At 30.4% G+C, this 20,818-nt stretch carries 18 protein-coding genes; 17 read left to right on the top strand and 1 reads right to left on the bottom strand.

Features of this window, described 5'->3' with window-relative positions; translation table 11 throughout:
• The first annotated feature begins 84 nt into the window (after positions 1-84).
• The gene (locus A7L45_RS19065; protein ID WP_071614251.1) at positions 85-912 is read left to right on the top strand and encodes a MucBP domain-containing protein; all 828 of its coding nucleotides are present in this window, start codon (positions 85-87) and stop codon (positions 910-912) included.
• Between the two features lie 119 nt (positions 913-1,031).
• Positions 1,032-1,964, top strand: a complete 933-nt coding sequence (locus A7L45_RS19060; protein ID WP_071614250.1) for a hypothetical protein — start codon at positions 1,032-1,034, stop codon at positions 1,962-1,964.
• 74 nt (positions 1,965-2,038) lie between these two features.
• Here A7L45_RS19060 and A7L45_RS19055 read toward each other — a convergent pair whose 3' ends face one another.
• Positions 2,039-3,736, bottom strand: a complete 1,698-nt coding sequence (locus A7L45_RS19055) for a PPC domain-containing protein (protein WP_071614249.1) — start codon at positions 3,734-3,736, stop codon at positions 2,039-2,041.
• A 346-nt stretch (positions 3,737-4,082) separates the two neighbouring features.
• Here A7L45_RS19055 and A7L45_RS19050 point away from each other — a divergent pair, with 346 nt between their 5' ends.
• The 15 genes from A7L45_RS19050 to A7L45_RS18980 all read left to right on the top strand — a co-directional run bounded on the left by A7L45_RS19050 (position 4,083) and on the right by A7L45_RS18980 (position 20,737).
• On the top strand, positions 4,083-4,778 hold the full coding sequence (locus A7L45_RS19050) for a YveK family protein (protein WP_071614248.1): 696 nt from the start codon (positions 4,083-4,085) through the stop codon (positions 4,776-4,778).
• A 12-nt stretch (positions 4,779-4,790) separates the two neighbouring features.
• The gene (locus A7L45_RS19045) at positions 4,791-5,558 is read left to right on the top strand and encodes a tyrosine-protein phosphatase (RefSeq protein ID WP_071614247.1); all 768 of its coding nucleotides are present in this window, start codon (positions 4,791-4,793) and stop codon (positions 5,556-5,558) included.
• Between the two features lie 27 nt (positions 5,559-5,585).
• On the top strand, positions 5,586-6,311 hold the full coding sequence (locus A7L45_RS19040) for a CpsD/CapB family tyrosine-protein kinase (protein ID WP_071614246.1): 726 nt from the start codon (positions 5,586-5,588) through the stop codon (positions 6,309-6,311).
• Positions 6,312-6,356: 45 nt separating this feature from the next.
• Positions 6,357-8,237 carry a polysaccharide biosynthesis protein gene (locus tag A7L45_RS19035; protein WP_071614245.1) on the top strand — a complete coding sequence of 627 codons (1,881 nt, stop codon included), beginning with the start codon at positions 6,357-6,359 and terminating at the stop codon, positions 8,235-8,237.
• Positions 8,238-8,367: 130 nt separating this feature from the next.
• Positions 8,368-9,006, top strand: a complete 639-nt coding sequence (locus tag A7L45_RS19030) for a sugar transferase (protein WP_071614244.1) — start codon at positions 8,368-8,370, stop codon at positions 9,004-9,006.
• 17 nt (positions 9,007-9,023) lie between these two features.
• Positions 9,024-9,587, top strand: a complete 564-nt coding sequence (locus A7L45_RS19025) for an acetyltransferase (RefSeq protein ID WP_071614243.1) — start codon at positions 9,024-9,026, stop codon at positions 9,585-9,587.
• A 59-nt stretch (positions 9,588-9,646) separates the two neighbouring features.
• Positions 9,647-10,510, top strand: a complete 864-nt coding sequence (locus tag A7L45_RS19020; RefSeq protein WP_071614242.1) for an NAD-dependent epimerase/dehydratase family protein — start codon at positions 9,647-9,649, stop codon at positions 10,508-10,510.
• 34 nt (positions 10,511-10,544) lie between these two features.
• Positions 10,545-11,699, top strand: coding sequence for a glycosyltransferase family 4 protein (locus tag A7L45_RS19015; protein WP_071614241.1), 1,155 nt, complete (start codon positions 10,545-10,547; stop codon positions 11,697-11,699).
• Entirely contained in the window at positions 11,692-12,756 is a 1,065-nt protein-coding gene (locus A7L45_RS19010) for a glycosyltransferase family 2 protein (protein ID WP_071614240.1), read from the top strand. Before A7L45_RS19015 ends, A7L45_RS19010 begins: the two co-directional genes overlap by 8 nt.
• A gap of 6 nt (positions 12,757-12,762) precedes the next feature.
• The gene (locus A7L45_RS19005; protein ID WP_152025087.1) at positions 12,763-13,878 is read left to right on the top strand and encodes a glycosyltransferase family 1 protein; all 1,116 of its coding nucleotides are present in this window, start codon (positions 12,763-12,765) and stop codon (positions 13,876-13,878) included.
• 441 nt (positions 13,879-14,319) lie between these two features.
• Positions 14,320-15,171: a glycosyltransferase gene (locus A7L45_RS19000; protein WP_207647747.1), complete on the top strand. Its 852-nt coding sequence runs from the start codon at positions 14,320-14,322 to the stop codon at positions 15,169-15,171.
• 92 nt (positions 15,172-15,263) lie between these two features.
• Positions 15,264-16,289: an O-antigen ligase family protein gene (locus A7L45_RS18995; RefSeq protein ID WP_207647746.1), complete on the top strand. Its 1,026-nt coding sequence runs from the start codon at positions 15,264-15,266 to the stop codon at positions 16,287-16,289.
• A gap of 160 nt (positions 16,290-16,449) precedes the next feature.
• Positions 16,450-17,559: a glycosyltransferase family 4 protein gene (locus A7L45_RS18990; RefSeq protein ID WP_084647521.1), complete on the top strand. Its 1,110-nt coding sequence runs from the start codon at positions 16,450-16,452 to the stop codon at positions 17,557-17,559.
• A 570-nt stretch (positions 17,560-18,129) separates the two neighbouring features.
• Positions 18,130-19,254, top strand: coding sequence for a TDP-N-acetylfucosamine:lipid II N-acetylfucosaminyltransferase family protein (locus A7L45_RS18985; protein ID WP_071614236.1), 1,125 nt, complete (start codon positions 18,130-18,132; stop codon positions 19,252-19,254).
• A complete protein-coding gene (locus A7L45_RS18980; protein WP_479415229.1) occupies positions 19,247-20,737 on the top strand; it encodes a lipopolysaccharide biosynthesis protein in 1,491 nt (496 codons plus the stop codon). Before A7L45_RS18985 ends, A7L45_RS18980 begins: the two co-directional genes overlap by 8 nt.
• Positions 20,738-20,818 lie beyond the last annotated feature (81 nt).

The following is a 20,818-nucleotide window of genomic DNA, read 5'->3' as shown; positions in this document are numbered from 1 at the left end:
ATATTTGTATGAATTACTAGTTGATAATGTTAAAAATTTCAAGTAAAATATAGAGTGATATTGATCTTGTTAGGGGGTTATAAATTGAATAAACTCAAAGGAATTTTAGTCTTAATTCTAATGTTTGTCATGTTAAGTATTTCTGCAAGTGCAGTTGAACTGGATAAATATTCAGTGCCCGATTTTTCTATTATGATAGGGAATAAACTTTATACATTAGACTATGCTAACGACCAAAAGAAAGAAGTTGAAATAACAAAGGCTGTCACAGAAAATGCAGGTGATATATATATAAAAACTACGGGCAGTGAGTGGTTAAACAATTCGTCGGGAAAGGTAGTCGAGGTTAGTATGATAAATAAATTAGAAGTTAAAACCTTTAATGGTGTTGATGTTGAGACGCAGCCTTCGCAAAGTACAGAGGGAAACATAATATTTAAGGCAGTAGATGTTGATACTGGTTTACAATTAATGGATTCAGTTTCTAGAAAAGGTAAGGTTGGTAGCGAGTGTGTAGGTTACATAAGTGTAATTGAAGGGTATGATTTTGTTTTGGCAGACACTACCTTTAATGGTAAATTTACGAGCCTTGATCAAACTGTTATGCTGAGATATAAGAAGAAGACAATAGTTGTGAATAATCCGCCTAGTGTTAAGATAACTGGGTTAATATCTGGGTTAACGTTTAAACAAGGTGATCGTATATACGTGTTAATAGAAGCGGTAGATGAAGATAAAGCAACAACAAATGTAAGAGTATCTTTGGATGGGGTAGAAGTGGGCAATTCTAGCATTCAGTGTTACATTTTATTAAATACAGAAACATTAGGTGGGCATATGGTAAGAATAAATTGCAGTGATAAAGAAGGGTTAGCTGGTGTGCAGCAATCGCTTACCTATGTTGTTAGGTAAAAAATAATTAACCCCAGAGGTAACAAGTATAAAATATTTATCGAAATAAAGAGGAATAAAGAATTCATTATAGAATTATAGTAATATATTAATAAAATTGAAAATGGGGGTATAAATACATGAATAAGAAAATTATAGGTTCATTCCTTGCTTCTGTTATGATAGCGTCAACTACTACTATCTCAGCGTTTGGTGCAATGGGGAGTGGCACGGTTGTAATAGGAACAAAGGCATTTGATTTAAGTTATGCTAATGATCCAGCAAATTTAAAAGAAATCAATAGTGCAATAGTTGATGGTGGAATGGTTTATGTTAAAGATTTTAATGGAAAATGGATAAACAATATTAATGGATTAGCTGCGGCAATAACTTCTATACCAGCTGTAATTTATAAAAATGCTACGCAAAAAATTAGTTTTGATGCTGCAGATTTAGACGCAAAAATTACAACTACAATAAACTCTGCTGGTCAAATTTTAGCAGCTACGCAGGCTGTAATTAAAGCTGAAATTAGTAAAATACAAACAGATGTAGACACTGCAAAGATTTCTGTTAATGCATTACTTGCGGATACTACGGCAAGTAAAATAAAATCAGATTTATTAGCACGATTAAATCTTATTAAAGTTGCAAATGTGACTACACCAACTACACCAAGTGTAGATGTAACTGCTCCAATTCTTAATTCAGTATCTTTAACTATTGGACAACTAGTTTTAGCTACTAAAGACGCTAGCGGTAATTTTAAAGTGAGTTTAGCTGCTTCAAAAGCTACTGATATGTTTACTGATTTAAAACTTAACACTAGTGAGAAAGCCACTGCAAAAATTACTTGTTTGGGAAGGACTAAAACTTTTACAATAAATGATGCTGGTGATGTTACTATTCCTGTATCTGAGTTACTTGGGTCATATGCCAGTGCAGCTGGTATACCTGTAGGAACTTTAAAAGGTTACCTTGGTCTATTAGGCAATAGTATTTCATTAAATACAACACTTACTGATGCATCTGGGAATGCATCAACAAAAACGATTGTTATTACTGCTAACTAAACCCCTGTGGTACATGAAAAAAACGACTAGACTGATATAAATCAGTCTAGTCGTTTTTTAAACCCCTGGGGTAACTACATATTACTTGGGTCTACAGTTTTACCTGTAAGATTATCTATCCAATTTCCTGAGAAATTTTTAACATAAATCGAACCACCATTAACTATTGCATTACTAATTTCTAAGCTGTTAGCTGAATTGTTAGCATATTCAAGGGTATAAGATTTAGTTCCTATTAAAACAGTTCCGGCAGGCATGCTATTTAAATCAGTCGAAGTATAAGCTGATTTTTTATTATACTGAATGCCTAATCTTGAACTTTCAGTTTTGTATAAGCTTGTTACTGTTACATATATATAACCACCCGCTTGTGATAATGGCTCAGTGGTAGTTATTGTAGATCTATATTGGTTTGAATTTATAGTTCCTGATCCTATTGTCTTTTGAGAAAAAGCATCTGAATATATAGTTATCTTGTCACCATCTGTGAATAGATAATTTTTTAAAGTTACAACATCTAAGGTTCCTACTGGATTGTTTGAAATTGTGATTGCATCTGAACTAACAGGCAGTGTGGAAACTGGTATTGATGATTGCGCTGGTTGTCCATCTGCTGTAACTGCAACAGTATATTTTCCGGTGTTTAAATTATTGTTTAAAAGGCCTAAAGCTTGTTTTAGAGCACTAAAATAATAAGTGCCTGATTTTAAGTAAACAGATTGCGACCATGTTTTAGGAGTTGCATCCGATCCATAACGAACGCGTGACGAGAATATTTGATTGCCATCACTATCTGCTAAATTTGCATTTACTTCATAAATTGAGGAAATCATTTTTAAATTGATTTTACCGTCTATTGGAAGCGTTATTTTGTAGGTATTTTGGTCATCATTACATGCTATAAATCCAATGATTGGATTAGAATTTAAATTTAATGGTTGAGCAGTTAAGGTGCCATTGTTAGGTTCTACATCATCGCTATATACAGGGGTATAATTAACGCGAATATTATATTTACCTGTATTTGAATTATTGTTTAATAGACTAGTACCTTGTTTTAAAACACTTAAATAATAAGTGCCTGCATTCAAATCAATAAGTTGTGTCCATGTCTTTGGTGATTGTTCAGATCCCGAACCTACGTAATTAGAAAATATTTGCTTGCCATCATTATCATTTAAATTTAAATTTACTCCATATATTGATGAAATCATTTTGACATCAATTCTTCCAGAGATTGGGAGTGTAAATTTATACGTATCCTGGTCATCATTGGCTGCTATAAATCCTATGAGTGGATCTGCATTTAAAGTTAATGGTTGCGCAGTTAGTGGACCATTGTTAGGTTCTACATTGTCGGTAGTAACCCCTGTAAAATTAACCCCAATACTATAGTTTACAGTGTCTGAAACATATTTTATAACAGTAAAATAATAAGTACCTGCCTTTAAATCAATAGGTAAGGACCATGTTGTAGATGAATTACCATTTCCCAAACTTGGATAATAAGATAATACTTGATTACCACTATCATCTTTTAAATTTAAATTTATTTTATTATTTGATGAAATCATTTTGATATTGAGTTTACCAGCTGTGGGAAGTACGACCTTATATATATCCTGGTCATTAGATGAGACAATATCATTAGTAACCGTGCTACCGAGTGTAAGAGTTTGGGTAATAGCTGCATGGGCAATATTAGTTGGTGCTATAATTTGCACTATTAGAAACACTAATATAAATAATGATGTAATAATTTTTTTACGCAATTTGAATCCCCCTTAGATGTAGTGATTTTTTTATTAAACCTTAATATAAAATTCAACATTAATGATGAATTTCCTTTTTTAGAATATATAACCTTTAGTACATTCTCCTAGTTTTGCCTTAATATATTATACCTCAATGTTAGTCATTATGTTAACTAAAATCATTAAGGAAATATAATTATAAAAGATTATCGAAAGTGCAACTATATTGTAGTAATAAACGTTATATAAGTGTAAAAGGCAAAGAAATATAGAATTACGTTACTTTATAGAAAGGTATTATTTACCTCACAAGTAAATAATGATATAATATGGACATATGAATTTTTACTAGGGGGAACTATAAATGAATGAAGAAATGAATATTAGCATTGAAGATTATCTTACAATAATAAAAGAAAGATTATGGTTAATAGGTACTATAACTCTCGCAACTGTAATAATCGCAGGTATATTAAGCTTTTTTGTTATAAAACCAACCTATGAGGCAAGCACAAGTATAATAGTTGGTAAGCCACAGGCTACCACAAATCAATCCGCACAATTAAATAGTGATGTAACTATGTATCAAAATCTACTTATAACATATAGTGAAATTGCTAAGTCTGATTTAGTAGCTCGAGGTGCCCTTGATGAATTAAAGGGTAATTTAACAATAGATCAGATTAAAGCTGGGGTTACTGTTACTCCAAAAACAGGAACTCAAATTTTAATGATTACAGCTAAGGGTAAAGACCCACAAGAGGTGTTTAAGGTTGTAAATGCTATTTCAACTTCCTTTGTAGAATCTACAAAAAAGGTTTATCCTACAGGTGGAGATATCCAAGTAATGGATAAGGCTGTTATTCCTTTAAACCCTATTAGCCCTAATAAGAAATTAAACTTGGCTATTGGCCTTCTTTTAGGATTAATGATTTCACTTGGAGTTGTGTTTCTACTTGAATACATGGATAATACTATAAAAACCGAAAGTGATGTAGAAAAATACTTAGGTTTACCGGTCCTTGGAGTAATACCTAGAATAATAGAAGATAAAAAGTAAGAAGGAGATAGGATGATTGATATACATAGTCATATACTTCCAGGAATCGACGATGGCTCAAAAAATATGGAAATGAGTATTAAAATGCTGAAAATGGCAGAAGAAAAAGGAACAAAAACTATTGTAGCCACTCCTCATTATATAAGGGGTAGATACGAAAATCATTATGATAAAATTTTTGCTTTGCATCAAGAAGTGAAGCTTGCCTCTAAAAATGCAGGATTAAAGATAGAAGTGCTACTAGGACAAGAAGTTATGCTGGATAAGTACGCACTAAATTTGTGTAAAGAGAAAAAAATTAGAGGGATAAATGGAACGAGTTATATGCTTATCGAATTTCCAATGGATAAATTACCAAATGATTCTCTAGATTTAATTTATGAGCTAAGGGTTCTAGGTATTAAACCTATAATCGCACACCCAGAAAGATATGAATACATAATAGAATCGCTTCCTAATATAAACGATTTTATAACCGAGGGATGTTTGTTCCAGATTAATGCCGGAAGTTTGCAAGGAGTATTTGGAAAACAAGTTCAAAAATGTGCCAAGTTACTTGTCAAAGAGGGTTTGGTAAATTTCATTGCGTCAGATGCACATTCTATAAATAGAAGATGCCCTGGCCTTATGGATGGATTTAGAGAAGCGACATTGTTAGATAGGGATATAGAGAAAAAGGTATCTAGTAATTTAGAACTAATGCTCATAGATAAGGATATAGAAGCAAATATGGAGAAAATAAAGAAAAAGAAAAATATATTCCAGATATTCAAACGTTAAAAATAATTAGTAAAGGCAGTGAATCAAATGAAAGAATTAGATTTAATAACATTTAAGGAACCTAACTCACCAATGTCAGAGTCATATAGAACTCTTAGGACTAATATTCAATTTTCATCTTTTGATAAAAAAATTAAAACATTACTTCTAACTAGTTCAGGACCAGGAGAAGGGAAAACTACAACTTCTTCAAATTTGGCTATGGTTATGGCACAAGGTGGCAATAAGACTTTATTAATAGATTGCGATCAAAGAAAACCACAGGTACATAAGGTTTTTGGATTTTCTAACGAAAAGGGTTTATCTAACATGCTCGTAAGTGATGATGATGGTGGTGAAATAAACATGAATATAGGTATTCATGAAACGGTGCAGAAAAATTTGCATGTTTTAACTTCAGGTACAAGACCTCCAAACCCAGCGGAACTTTTAGGTTCGGCTAAAATGAAAAATTTCATCGAGGAGTTAAAGAAAACATATGATTATATAATTTTAGATACTCCTCCAATAATACTAGTTACAGATGCACAAATTCTAGCTCAGTATACAGATGGATGCCTTTTAGTTGTATCTTCAAAGGAAGCGGAACGTGATGCAGCTGTAAAAGCCAAGGGACTACTTGAAAAGGTAAACGCTAAAATATTGGGTATAGTACTTAATAAAGTGGATCTTAAAAAGAAAGGTTATTATAACTATGAGTATAAGTATGGTGAAACTGTTAAAGGTGAAAAAATCAGAAAAATAGCAAAATAATAAGAAATTTAATATTATCTATAATTTGATAAAGTGAGGGATTCTATGAAGGTTTTAGGAAAATGGAAAAAACCAATATTGATGCTAAGCGATGCAGTTTTAATAAATTTAGCATATATATTAGCTTTCTTTTTTATATATAATTATAAAAATTTCAGATTTTATTCAAGTAGTTACAAAGAAATAGCATTAACTGTAACAGTTATTTACATAACTTGTTTTTATATTTTTAAGCTTTACGAAAGTCTTTGGAGATATGCAAGTATTGATGAATTTATGCTTGTGATTGGTGCATGCCTTACTTCTAATATTGTGATGATTGCTTTTGTTAGAATTATTGGACATCCATTCGCCTATGGAGTAAGTATAATAGCTTGTGCTTTTAGTATTATTTTTATAGTAGGTCTTAGGATGTCATTTAGAGTTTACGGTAGATTTGAAAGTATTGTAAATTGTAATGCCAGTAAAATTGTTCAATCAAGAGTAATGATAATTGGTGCAGGGTCGGCTGCAGCTATGGTTATAAAAGAAATGAAAAGTAGTAGTCAGAGTAAATACATGCCAATAGCTGTAATTGATGATGAAGTTTACAAAAAAGGAAATACTATTGCTGGAGTAAAGGTACTTGGAAATCGGAAAGATATTCCTAAAATAGTAATAGAAAAAAATATTGAAACTATTCTTATAGCTATTCCAACAATAGATGATGAAGATAAAGAAGAAATACTGGAAATATGTAAGAAAACGAATTGTAAAATAGAAATTATCCCAGGTATGTATGAAATAATAAATGGTAAAGTTTCATTAAATCAAATTCGGAAAGTAGAGATTGAGGATTTATTAGGACGTAAAGCAGTGAAACTTGATATGCAAGGCATAACAAGTTATATAACTAATAAAACCATTCTGGTAACAGGTGGCGGTGGTTCAATTGGTTCAGAACTTTGTCGTCAAATTATAAAGTTTAATCCAAAACAATTAATTGTTTTTGATATATATGAAAACAATGCTTATGATTTACAAATGGAACTTGAGTATAAGTATCCAAAATTAGATTTATTGGTGCTTATAGGATCAGTTAGAGACAAGAAAAGGCTAGAAGATGTTTTTAAAAAGTATTCACCAGATATAGTTTTCCATGCCGCGGCGCATAAACATGTTCCACTAATGGAAAATAGCCCAATGGAGGCTATAAAAAACAACGTGTTTGGAACATACAATGTAGCTGAATGTGCTCATAAGTTTAATGTAGAAAGATTCGTTATGATATCTACAGACAAAGCGGTAAACCCAACAAATGTTATGGGTGCAACTAAAAGAATGTGTGAAATGATTATACAATCAATGGACAAAATAAGTAAAACACATTTTGTAGCAGTAAGATTTGGAAATGTTCTAGGAAGTAATGGGTCAGTTATCCCACTATTTAAAAAACAAATAGAACATGGTGGACCAGTTACACTCACTAATAAATATATAACAAGATTTTTTATGACAATACCCGAAGCTGCACAATTAGTGCTTCAATCTGGTGCATATGCACAAGGTGGAGAAATATTCGTGCTTGATATGGGAAAGCCTGTTAAAATATATGATTTAGCATGGGATTTAATAAAACTTTCAGGATTCACTCCGGATAAAGATATTAAAATAGAAATCACAGGACTTCGCCCAGGAGAAAAACTTTATGAAGAACTTTTAATGAGTGAAGAAGGACTTACAAATACTAAACATGAAAAGATATTTATAGGAAAACCAACATTTACTGACTTGAGTGTAATGAAAGAGAAGATGCTAGAGCTCGCAGTGATTATTGAAAAAGATGATGTGCAACTTTTAATTGATAAAATAGGAGAAATAGTTCCAACATACAATAGAACTTTGGCAGAGGTGTCTACGTCGCAGCCAGAGTCGGCTACTATGTAGCCGTAGGTGTCTACTTCGTAGCCCTAGGCATCTGCTTCACAGCTGTAGTCGGCTACTATGTAGCTGTAGGTGTATACTTCGTAGTTGTGTACTAATATTGTAGAATAAAATAATTTAGGGGGGCGGTATTATGGAGAGATTTTTAAATGCTGTAGTAAGTTTAATATTATTGGTGTTATTATCGCCATTATTTATTATCGTAGGAGTAATAATAAAGTTGAATTCAAAAGGTCCAGTATTTTTTACTCAGATGAGAATAGGTAAAAATAATGAATTATTTAAATTCTATAAATTTAGGACAATGAAGGTTGGAACTCCAAATGTTGCAACAGATAAACTAGATAGTTCAAAAAGTTATGTAACGACAAGTGGGAAGATTCTACGTAAAACAAGTATGGATGAGCTTCCACAAATAATTAATATTATTAAAGGCGATATGGTGCTTGTAGGACCAAGACCTGCTTTATATAATCAGTATGAACTTAAGGAGTTACGGACAAAGGTAGGAGTTCATACACTACTTCCAGGAATCACTGGGTGGGCTCAAATCAATGGCCGAGATAATAATGATGATCATGAGAAAACAAGGCATGATAAGTATTATCTAAATAATAAATCGCTTAAGTTAGATGCAATGATAATATTTAGAACTGTGTTTAAGGTTCTAAGAGCAGAAGGAATTCTTGAAGGTTCAATAATCAAGGCAAGGGATGAAGAAATAAGCCAAGAAAGAAGCAAAGTTAGCAGTCATGAAGATTTATCAGTCTAAATATGAGGTGATATAAAATGAGTGATTTGTTAATAATAGGTGCTGGTGGACATGGCAGAGTGGTGCTAGAGACTGCAGAACTTGAGGGCAGATGGGACAATATAAGATTTTTAGATGATAGAACTGATGTAGAAATGGTTTTGGATCATAGGATTATTGGTAAGATGGATGATTATAAAAGAAATTCTAAGAAATATGAGTACGCTATTGTATGTATTGGTAACAATGAGAAAAGACTTGGATTAATCAAAGAAATATTAAAGGTAGGATATAAAGTTCCTGTTATTATTCATCCTAAGGCATCGGTGAGTAAATATAGCAATGTTGGATATGGTAGTGTGATACTCGCAGGGGTTGTTATTAATACAGGAGCTAAGATAGGTATGGGATGTATTATTAATATTAACAGCTCCGTTGATCATGATTGCGAAGTTTACGATGGAGTTCATGTGTGTAGTGGGGCTGTTGTGAGGAGTACGTGCAAGATTGGGGGATTATCTTATATTGGTGCTGGAGCAGTTGTTAAGAGTGGGACGGTTTTAAAAGACAAATATGTGTTAGCTGATGGAGAAAGTGTATAGTTTGGCATTGGAGAGTTAATACATAAAGGGGCTTCTGAGATGAAGGAGACGATATTAAAATGAAGAAAATACTTATAACAGGAGCAAATAGTTACATAGGTACAAGCCTTGAGAAATGGCTAGGGAAATACTTAGATAAATATTCTATAGATACTTTAGATATGAAAGATAATGAATGGAAGAATAGAGACTTTTCAAAGTATGGTGTGGTGTTTCACGTGGCTGGGATAGCTCATGTCTCAACAGATCCAAAGATGGAGACATTATATTATAAAATTAACCGAGACCTTACTATAGAAACTGCTAAAAAAGCAAAGACAGATGGTGTTAAACAATTTGTATTTATGAGTAGCATAATAGTTTATGGTGACAGTAGTAGTATAAATCACAAAAGAGTTATAAGTAGAAGAGCAGTACCTCAGCCTACTAATTTTTACGGAAACAGTAAGCTACAGGCAGAAGAAGGAATTATGCTTTTGGGCGATGGTAAATTTAAAGTCGTTGTATTAAGACCACCTATGATTTATGGGAAAGGATCAAAGGGGAATTATCCAAAACTAGCGAAGATGGCTCAGAAACTACCGTTGTTTCCAGATGTGGACAATGAAAGAAGTATGTTACATATAGATAATCTTTGTGAATTTATTAGACTTGTGATTGAAAATGAAGAAAATGGGATATTCTTTCCACAGAATAGTGAATATGTTAATACAGCAAATATGGTTAAATTGATAGCCGAAGCTCATGGAAAGAAGATAAAACTTACAAAGGTATTTAATCCTGCTTTGAGGGTTATGGGTAATTTTGTAGGTGTGGTTAATAAGGCATTTGGAAATTTGGTTTATGAGAAAAGTATGAGTGAGTATGGAGAAGAATATAGGGTTGGGGACTTGAGAGAATCAATTAGGGTGACAGAAAGATAGGAATAAGAAATATTCATTTTGAAGAGGTGAGTAAATGAAAAAGGCATTAATGATGGCATCGGTTGCTTCAATGATTGATTTATTTAATATGGATAACGTAAAAATACTTCAAAATATGGGATTTGAAGTATATGTAGCTTGTAATTTTGAATATGGAAGCATAACAAGTCAAGAGCGAGTAGATGAATTTCGTAAAGAATTGGAACATAGTGGAGTTAAGACATTCCAACTCCCTGTGCCAAGAAGTATAACTGCTGTCAAGGATATTATAGAGTCTTATAAGTTAATGAAGAAATTATGCCAAGATAACAACTATCAGATAGTTCACTGTCATTCACCAATCGGGGGTGTTATTGCACGATTGGCTTGCAGGGGTGAGAGAAAACAGGGAACTAAAGTTATCTATACAGCTCACGGGTTTCATTTTTTTAAAGGAGCATCGATTAAGAGTTGGATTATTTTTTATCCTATCGAAAAGTTCTGTGCTAAATATACAGATTGCTTAATTACAATTAATGAAGAAGATTTTATAAGAGCAAAAGGATTTAGATCTAAAAAGGTAAAATATGTACCAGGAATAGGAATGCATACAGAAGAAATTAAAAATCTGAAGGTTGATAAAAAAGCAAAAAGAGCAGAGTTTGGATTTTTAGATGACGATTTTGTATTAATTAGTGTTGGGCAGTTATCGAAGAGAAAGAATCAAGAAGTAATAATTAAAGCAATTGCTGGTATTCAAGACAAAAATGTGAAGTTATTAATTTGTGGACTTGGAGAGTTTGAGGAATATTTGAAGAATTTAACTAAGCAATTACATTTAGAAGATAGAGTAGTAATTGCTGGCTATAGAAGTGATGTGAAGGAATTACTATATGTGGCGGATTGTTTTGTGTTTCCTTCATATCAGGAAGGTCTACCTGTAGCCTTAATGGAAGCTATGGCGGCTGGATTGCCGGTTGTGTGTTCTAAAATAAGAGGGAATACAGATTTAATTGAAGATGGTGAAGGTGGGTATTTGGTTGAACCAGATGATGTTGAAGGGTTTGCAAGTGCAATAAATAAATTATATACCGATAAAGAAATTTGTAATGATATGAAAAAATATAATACAAAAAACATTACATACTTTTCTTATGATAATGTTAAAAGCCAGATGATTAGAATCTATGGAGGAATAAGTGATGGATAATTCATTAATTACGATTATCGTACCTGTATACAACGCATCAGAGTATTTATCAAAATGTTTAAATACAATTATCAATCAGACATATAGGAATATTGAAATAATTTGTATAAACGATGGGTCAGTTGATAATAGCTTAGAAATTTTAAAGGAGTTTCATAGTTATGACAAAAGAATAAAAATAATTGATAAAAAAAATGAAGGGGTTTCCATTGCTAGGAATGAGGGATTATCAGTTGCAAAAGGTGATTATTTGATATTTGTTGATAGTGATGACTGGATAGATCTGCAGATGTGTGAAGTTGCATTAAAAGCAATTTTGGAAGAAAATGCAGATGTAGTAATGTGGTCATATATAAGAGAATATCCAAATAAATCCTTGCCAAAAGAAATATATAGAGTAGATACTAAATTGTTATTCAATTATAAAGAAGTAAGAGGTAAATTACATAGAAGATTTATAGGATTGATAGGAGAAGAATTATCAGAACCTGAAAATGCAGATGCATTATGCACAATATGGGGTAAAATTTATAAGATGGATATAATTAGAGAGAACAGTCTTAAATTTTATGATATTACTAGTATAGGATCGTATGAAGATGGTCTTTTTAACTTATATTATTTCGAGCATGTAAAAAAGGCAGTTTATTTACCTAAATATATGTATCATTATAAAAAAAATAATAATGAGTCAGTTACTACCCAATATAATAAAAAGTTATATGAACAATGGGACAACTTATTCAATATTATGGATCAGTATATTATTAATAAGAAATACGGTAAAGAATATAATCAGGCATTAGATAATAGAATATCGTTGAGTATTTTGAAATTAGGATTAAATGTAGCCTCATCTAATAAAAAATCAATAGAGAAGATTAGAGAAATTAGAAAAATTATAACTAGCGAAAGATATATGAACTCTGTTAAAACATTGAACTTGAAATATTTTGCAATACCATGGAAGCTATATTACGGATGCGCTAAAAGAGGGAATGCTTTAGGTGTATATTTTTTGGTACTGTGTATGAATAAGGTTATTGAAAGTAGGTAGGTATATGTGAATTGGCCAATTAGGATATTAAACATGGTTACTGTTATGAATAGAGGTGGTACAGAAACCTTAATAATGAACTATTACAGAGAAATAGATAAAACGAAAGTGCAGTTCGATTTTTTGACTCATCGCACGGATAAGGGTGATTATGATGATGAAATCTTGGCTATGGGTGGTAAAATATATCATATGTGTCCCATTTATCCTCAAAATTTTATTAAATACAAAAAAATGATTCGAGAGTTTTTCATTAAGCATTCGGAGTATAAGATTATTCATTCACATATGTCAGAATTAGGATATTTCGCACTAAGAGAAGCGAAAAGACAAGGTATACCAGTGAGAATTTGTCATGCACACAGTAGACCAAATACTTTTGACTTGAAATTAATAGTGAGGTCATACTTTAAAATCATGATGGAACCATATATAAATTACAGATTTGTGTGTAGCAATAATTCAGGTGATTGGCTATTTGGAAAAAAGTATCATTCGGAATTTGTACATATGAGAAATGCTATAGATTCTGAGAAATTTACGTTCTCTTTCGATAAATCCTTGTATATGAGGCAGAAGTTAGGATTAGAGAATCAATTCGTTATTGGTCATGTTGGACGTTTTAGTAAAGAAAAAAATCAGTTGTTCTTAATTGAAATTTTTAATGATATCAAAAATAAGAATGAAAATTCTAAGCTCATTTTAATCGGTGAAGGAGTCTTGGAAAAACAAATTAAAGATAGAATTAAATTATTAAAACTTGAAGATGATGTTATTTTTACTGGCTCAGTACCAAATATATATGACTATATGCAATGTATGGATTCTTTTATTTTACCTTCATTATTTGAGGGATTTGGTAATGTTTTGATTGAAGCTCAAGCAGCAGGTCTAAAGTGTTATACAAGTGATAAAGTTGTTCCTAAAGATGTGAAAATAACGGATTTATTAAGGTTTGTACCTTTGGAAAAATCGGCAAGTTATTGGGCTAAGCTTATTATTGAAAATAAGAAAGGTAACAGGGGAAATACTTGCAAGCAAATTTTAGATTCAGGATATGACATTAAGGAAAATTCAAAATGGTTGGAAGAATTTTATACCAATGCAATCAAGAAAATGTGATATTACGATGACCACACTTAATTATAATCGTGCATTTGAGCTGTAAAAGTGTTAGAAAAGCTTTAAGTGAGCATAGATGAATTTGTTGCATCTTGCATCTCCTGAAACAAGCTCGGGAGTAGCAACAATAGCAAATGTTGCAATTATAAAAAAATGTTGGCATTAATTTAATAACAAAGAGGATAAACAAATTTTAGTATTAATATATTATGATTATTAGATAGAGATTATATAATTTATAAAGTGTTATCAATTTTTTAAGGATTTTATATGCAATGTACATTTATACTTTTAATTTAAAATGGTTATATCATATGAAACCTAAAGGATAGATAGTATCAAAACTATATTATTAGACAGTAGTTTATTTTGACGTTTGGAGTGATCGTTATACTAAAGGTGGGAATTATAATATTAAATTATAATGATAGTAATTCAGTAATGAAATTGGTAAATAAAATAAAGAAATATCAAAGTATTAATAGAATTCTTGTAGTGGATAATAATTCTACTGATGAATCTTATGAAAAATTGAGTAAGATTAATGATGTTAAGTGTGAAGTTATTAAAACTAATAAAAATGGTGGTTACGCATATGGCAATAACTATGGTTTTAAATATCTTATAAAAAAGTTTTCTTTAGATCTGATATTCATAGCAAATCCAGATGTTAGTTTTGAAAATAGTTTAATTGAAGACATTAAAATTGCATTTATAAGAAATGAAAAATATGCAGTTCTTTCTGGAATTATGTTAGATGGAAGTGGTAATCCTAATAAAGTTTCATTTTGGAATATCCCAAGTTTTCTAGAGGATATATTTGATTGCATTTATTTGTTTAGAGCTATTAAAAGGAAATTAAAAGTATTTAAAGTTGATAAAACTAGAAAAATCATGGATGTACAAGTGGTTCCAGGTTCTTTCTTTGGAATAAAGAGTGAAGTATTTGAACTAGTTGGAGGGTTCGATGAAAATACTTTTTTATTTTATGAAGAAAATATATTAGCTTCTAAGATAATGAAACATGGATACTTAGAAGGGATATTAACATATAATTCATATTGCCATTTGCATTCAGTCTCAATAAAAAAAAGTTTGAGTGTTATAAAGACACATTTAATTCATCTGAAGTCTAAGTTTTACTATCAGTCTGCATATAATAAGGTAAATAATATTAATAAAGTTATTTTGTTCGTTTTTATGGGCTATTCTTTAATTGAGACTATTATTTTGGCACCATTAAAATCTATTTGTAGACAATTGATCAATAAGAAAAATGAGGTGATGAAGTGATTCTAGGAATTGTTATAGGACTATTAAATCAAATAAATATCAGTTATATTACTTTAGGTGAAATTGCTTTTATTTTATATGGTATATATAAAATGATAACGAAAAAAGTTGTGATAACGAAAGCATTAGGAATGTATTCTATAATTATGGTTATGTTTATTATATATACATTCTTATTTTATTATGTGGATATTATTTATTATGGTGATATATTTAAAAGCGCAGCAAAGTATATGTGTATATTTATTTTAACAGTTTTTTCTTATTTGAAATTAAAAGATAACAGACAAAAATTTTATGTGTTTTTAATAGGATTTGCGATATCAGATTTTTTAGTAAAAGCTTTTTTGATCAATATGAACAATAAATATTGGTTGCTTAGTATGTTTAGTACTAGCACTTTACATGTTGCAAATTTTTTGCTTCCACTATTGCTTTTAATGCAGATAAAAAAAATTAAATCACATTACAAAATTCTGTTAATAATTGGATTGCTAGTATCTATATATTGTATGAGTAGAACGTCTATAGTTACAAGTTGTGTTGTTTATATTTATATACTTTATGTAGGTAATAATAATAAGAATATAGAAAGAAAGTATAAATTAATAATTACTTGCTTCAAATATGTTGCAATATTTATACTATTGTTATTATTTGTGAATGTTATGTCACGAGAGTTATCGCAGGTTACAGCTTCAAATATAGAACGGACTAACTTATTAAATGCAGCAATAGAAATTATTAAGACAAATTTAATATTTGGAGTAGGACCAGTAAATTTCGCAAGGTATTCATATGAAATTTTACGAATTCCTTTCCAAAGCAATATTGCAGTACATAACTATTTTTTAGATGTATGGGTTAATTGGGGATCAATAGGATTTATATTGATTATGATGCCTTTCATTAAACCTATAAGGGCAATTATAGGTTATAGGGAATCAGTTGAAATGAGTGCCGTTTTATTTATATATTTTATAATAGTGTTAATGTTTAATGTTGTGTCGGGAGATTTTAGAATAATATTTTCATTTTTAATGGCGAATGCTTTAATAGTTGGTGAGGACTTAGTTAAAAAGAATAACACCTTATCTGTTAATGTTATTAAGGAGTAAATATTATATATAGAATAATGTAAAAAGAACATAGTGGTGAAATAACGGGAGAATTTTTTCGCAAAACTATTTATTTTTAATAATATTCATGGTTATTGTCTAAATGCGCTTTAATAAGATTAATTAATTATATCAAACATGGTAGGAGGTTGAAAAAGTTATGAGGATAACATATGTTTGCGAGTGGAATAATAATAATCAAAAAACATGGTCAGGTACAACATATTCACTTTTCAAGGCTATAAGCAAGAATAATGAGGTTACAGAATGCGATATGACTTTCAAAAAGTGGCAAATGATTTTATTAACTGTCTGCAATATTAGAATTATTGATGGTAAAATTAAAACAAATAATCCGTTTAGAAAACTTACTATAATTTGCAAGCAAAAGAAATTAAACTCTTTACTTAGGGGAGACAAATCTGATCATAAACTTATAGTTGGTGATTTTGGTATATGTAATAATGCATATTATTACATGGATATATCGGTAGATGCACTTATATATTTAAGGGAAAATAAACCACGATTATTTGGTCATGTTAATTTTGATAATGTGCCAACTAAGGATTTGATAAAGAGGGGGGTCATACAGAATGCCATGCTAAATAATGCGAAGTGTGTATTTACAATGGGAAAATGGTTAGAAGAAAATCTTATAAATTATAGTGGGTTACCTAAAGAAAAAGTTTGTTCGGTTGGTGGGGGCATTAATCTCGATATAGACAGAATACATCCCGAGGTGAAAACAAATAATAAAATTTTATTTGTTGGAAGGGATTTTTATCGAAAGGGGGGCGATTTGGTTATTGAAGCTTTCCATATCTTAAAGGAAAAGTATTTAACAAATGCAGAGCTATATATTGCTGGTGTTGATCCTAATTTAATAAATGCAGAGAAGAATGTTATTATTTTGGGGGATTTATCACCAAATCAATTAAGTGATTACTTTAATAAGTGTGATATATTTTGCATGCCGTCAAGGTTTGAGGCTTATGGATTGGTATTTATAGAGGCTTTAGTATATGGGTTACCTTGCATAGGGAGAAATTGCTTTGAAATGAAGGAGTTTATTCAGAATGGAGAAACAGGGTATTTAATTGAGGATGACGATAAAGAAATTTTAGCATCAAGAATGTATGAGTTGCTTAACAATGACAATATAAAAAGCAACGTAATTAAAAGAAGAGAAGAATATATAAATAAATATTCGTGGGAAAGTGTATCGGAAAGAATTACAAAAAAAATATTTGAAATAGGCGGAAAATAAGTATAATAGGACAGTAAAATCACCTATGAAAAATTTATGTAGGAGTTATTTGGAGTTAGAATATATATTGAAAAATAAAAGGATACCTTAAAGAAATAAAACATTGATTCATATATCGCTAGATTACCAAAGTCAAAGATCTTATTTTTAAAAAATAAAAAAAGCGAAAATAAATATTTTAAATTTAGACTATATCTTTTTTATAGAATGATGATAGATAAAAACGGTTTGATTATGATATGATAAATCTTAAATTCAGCTATTCAAAAAGTTTTTCTAGTAAATGCTGTTGTGAATGTTGGGTCAACTTTTGCCATTTTCGTGGCATGGAGAAAATGTTTTTTTAAGTGAGGAACAGAGCTTAAGTAGATAAAGTCACATTAAAATAGTTATTAGGGGTAAACTCACGGTAAGTGTAATGAATTTGTGTTTATATATCTTGTAATTTTCAAGGTATTCCAATGAAAATTCTGAGAGAATCTTCAGGTAAGAAATACACTCATAAAGGAATAATTCTACAAATAAAATAAAGATTGCTTATACAATCAATTTTAATCGAGGAGATTAATTATGAAATATTTACACATAATGGCACATGAATCTACTATACATAATAGTAATATACTTGAACTTTTTCAAAGTTTTAAAAAAGACTTAAACATAAGCAATTATTTTATTTTCGCTTGCAAAGAACCATATACCCATTTTCAAGAGCGTAATAATGTGAAATATAATTCTAATATTTTAAAAAGAGGACTTACCGATTTAAAATCGATGTATAAAGAATATGATATAGTGTTTATACATTCATTTTACCTACGTACATTTCGGCTTATATTCTTAAATAAAGGTTTATGCCATAAAATAGTTTGGTGTGTATGGGGACATGATTTGTACAACAGAGTTCCTTATTTAAATCAAGATAAAAATATATTTAAATATTTGGACAAGAAATTAAATTTACATATTATGAAAAAAAAAGTTAGAGATTTTATTGGAATAGGTATTGGCTATAAATATGATAGTCTTGAAGTTAAAAAATTATTTGGTGATTTACCATATATATATCGTATGCCATATCCTTTAGGATATACGATGAATGAAGTAAAAAAATATTCAAATCCATATGTTAAAGGAGTGAAAAAGAGTATTAACATTATGATTGGGCATTCTGGGTTCCCTTTTTTGAATCATAAAAGTGTTTTGGATAGCTTATTAAAATTTAAAAATGAAAATATAAAAATTTATATCCCATTTATATATGGTGATGATTTATATATGGATGGATTAGAAAAGTATGCAAAAGAAAATTTCGGGAATAAGGTTAATATTATGAGAACTAAATTGGGGTACTGCGACTATATAAAATTTGTTAGTGAGATGGATATAGCTGTTTTCGATGTTAAGCATCAGACTGCATTGGCTAATATTTATTTGTTACTTTATTTTGGGAAAAAACTGTATTTAAGTGATAGGGGTATTTTATATCAAGGTTTAGATTTGGAAAATATTGAAGTGTGTGGTATTAGTGAAATAAAGCATTGCAGTTTTGATGAGTTTTGTAAACCAATTGAAAACCCATTATGTGGAAAGAAGTTTTCGGAAACAGTTTTAGACGAAGAATCTATTAAAAAGATGTGGTACAAATCTTTAAAGTACATAAAATATCACCAGAATTTTGAGAGATGTGATTGATGTTATGAGCGAGAAAAGTAAAAATTTAAAGAATAATATACTTATAGGACTATTGTGGAAACTAATGGAGCGTGGAGGAACTCAAGGAATACAGTTTATATTACAAATAGTACTAGCACGTCTTCTTGTACCTAATGATTACGGCATAATAGCACTTATAGCAATATTTATTACTATAGCGAATGTATTTGTTCAGAGTGGTTTTAATACAGCACTTATTCAAAAGAAAGATGCAAATGAAGTTGACTTTTCATCGGTATTCTATTTAAGCTTATTTGTTGCTAGTTTACTATATGTACTTCTTTTCTTTGCAGCACCGTATATAGCTGCTTTTTATTATGTGCCACAGCTTGTTCAGGTAATTAGAGTATTATCAATTACGTTGTTTTTTGGAGCGTTTAATTCAATACAGAATGCAGTCATAGCTAAAAAGATGCAATTCAAGAAACTTTTTTTTAGTAGTTTGGGTGCAATATTAGTGTCCGGAACGATTGGTGTAACATTGGCATATAAAGGGTATGGTGTATGGGCGCTAGTAGCCCAACAGTTAACAAATCAATTTATGATCACTGTAATTCTTTGGTTTACAGTAAAATGGAGACCTAAATTAATGTTTTCTTTCGAAAGAGTTAAAGGTTTATTTTCATTTGGTTGGAAACTGTTAGTTTCATCGTTAATTGATACCCTTTATATGAATTTATGCAGTCTTATTATTGGGAAAATGTATAATCCAACTATGTTAGGATTTTTTAATAGAGGGGATCAGTTTCCTCAGATTGTTGTGACAAATATTGATGGTTCAATACAATCAGTAATGCTTCCGGCTTTAGCCTTAGAGCAAGATAATAGTAAAAGAGTTAAAGATATGGTGAGACGCTCAATTATTACAAGTTCGTTTATACTATTCCCAATGATGGTAGGACTAGCTGTTATTGCGGAACCTTTAGTTAAAATGTTACTAACAGCTAAATGGCTACCTTGCGTTCCTTTTTTGCAAATTGCTTGTGCATCTTATGCTTTATATCCTATACATACGGCAAACTTACAGGCAATTAATGCTTTAGGACGTAGCGATATTTTCTTGAAATTAGAAATTATAAAAAAAATAGCGGGTGTTGCTATTTTGGGAGTGACTATTTTTCATGGTGTGTATGCAATAGCTATAGGGATGTTTGTTACTGGAATAATTTCTACGTTTATAAACGCTTATCCAAATTTAAAGTTGCTTAATTATAGCTATAAAGAGCAGTGGAAAGACATTATGCCATCATTATTATTATCTTTAGTAATGGGTGTAGTGGTATATAATTTTAAATGGATTCATATGACAGCAGGGTTGACTTTAACAAGTCAGGTATGTGTCGGAGGCGTTATATATGTAGGAATGGCAAGGATATTTAAGCTGGAATGTTTACAATATCTCATTAATACAATAAGAGATTTAAAGGGGAGAAATGCAAATGTCATGGGCAAAGTTGAATAGTGTTTACTCCTATAGAGATTTAAATGGGATTAGTAAGTTTTATATTAAGTGTACTGAAAAGTTGTAAAGTAAATATATCAA

The organism is Clostridium estertheticum subsp. estertheticum, from assembly GCF_001877035.1.
GTDB classification, from domain to species: Bacteria; Bacillota; Clostridia; order Clostridiales; family Clostridiaceae; genus Clostridium_AD; species Clostridium_AD estertheticum.
The sequence above is the reverse complement of the archived record's forward strand: the minus strand, read 5'-3'. Positions and strand labels throughout refer to the sequence as shown.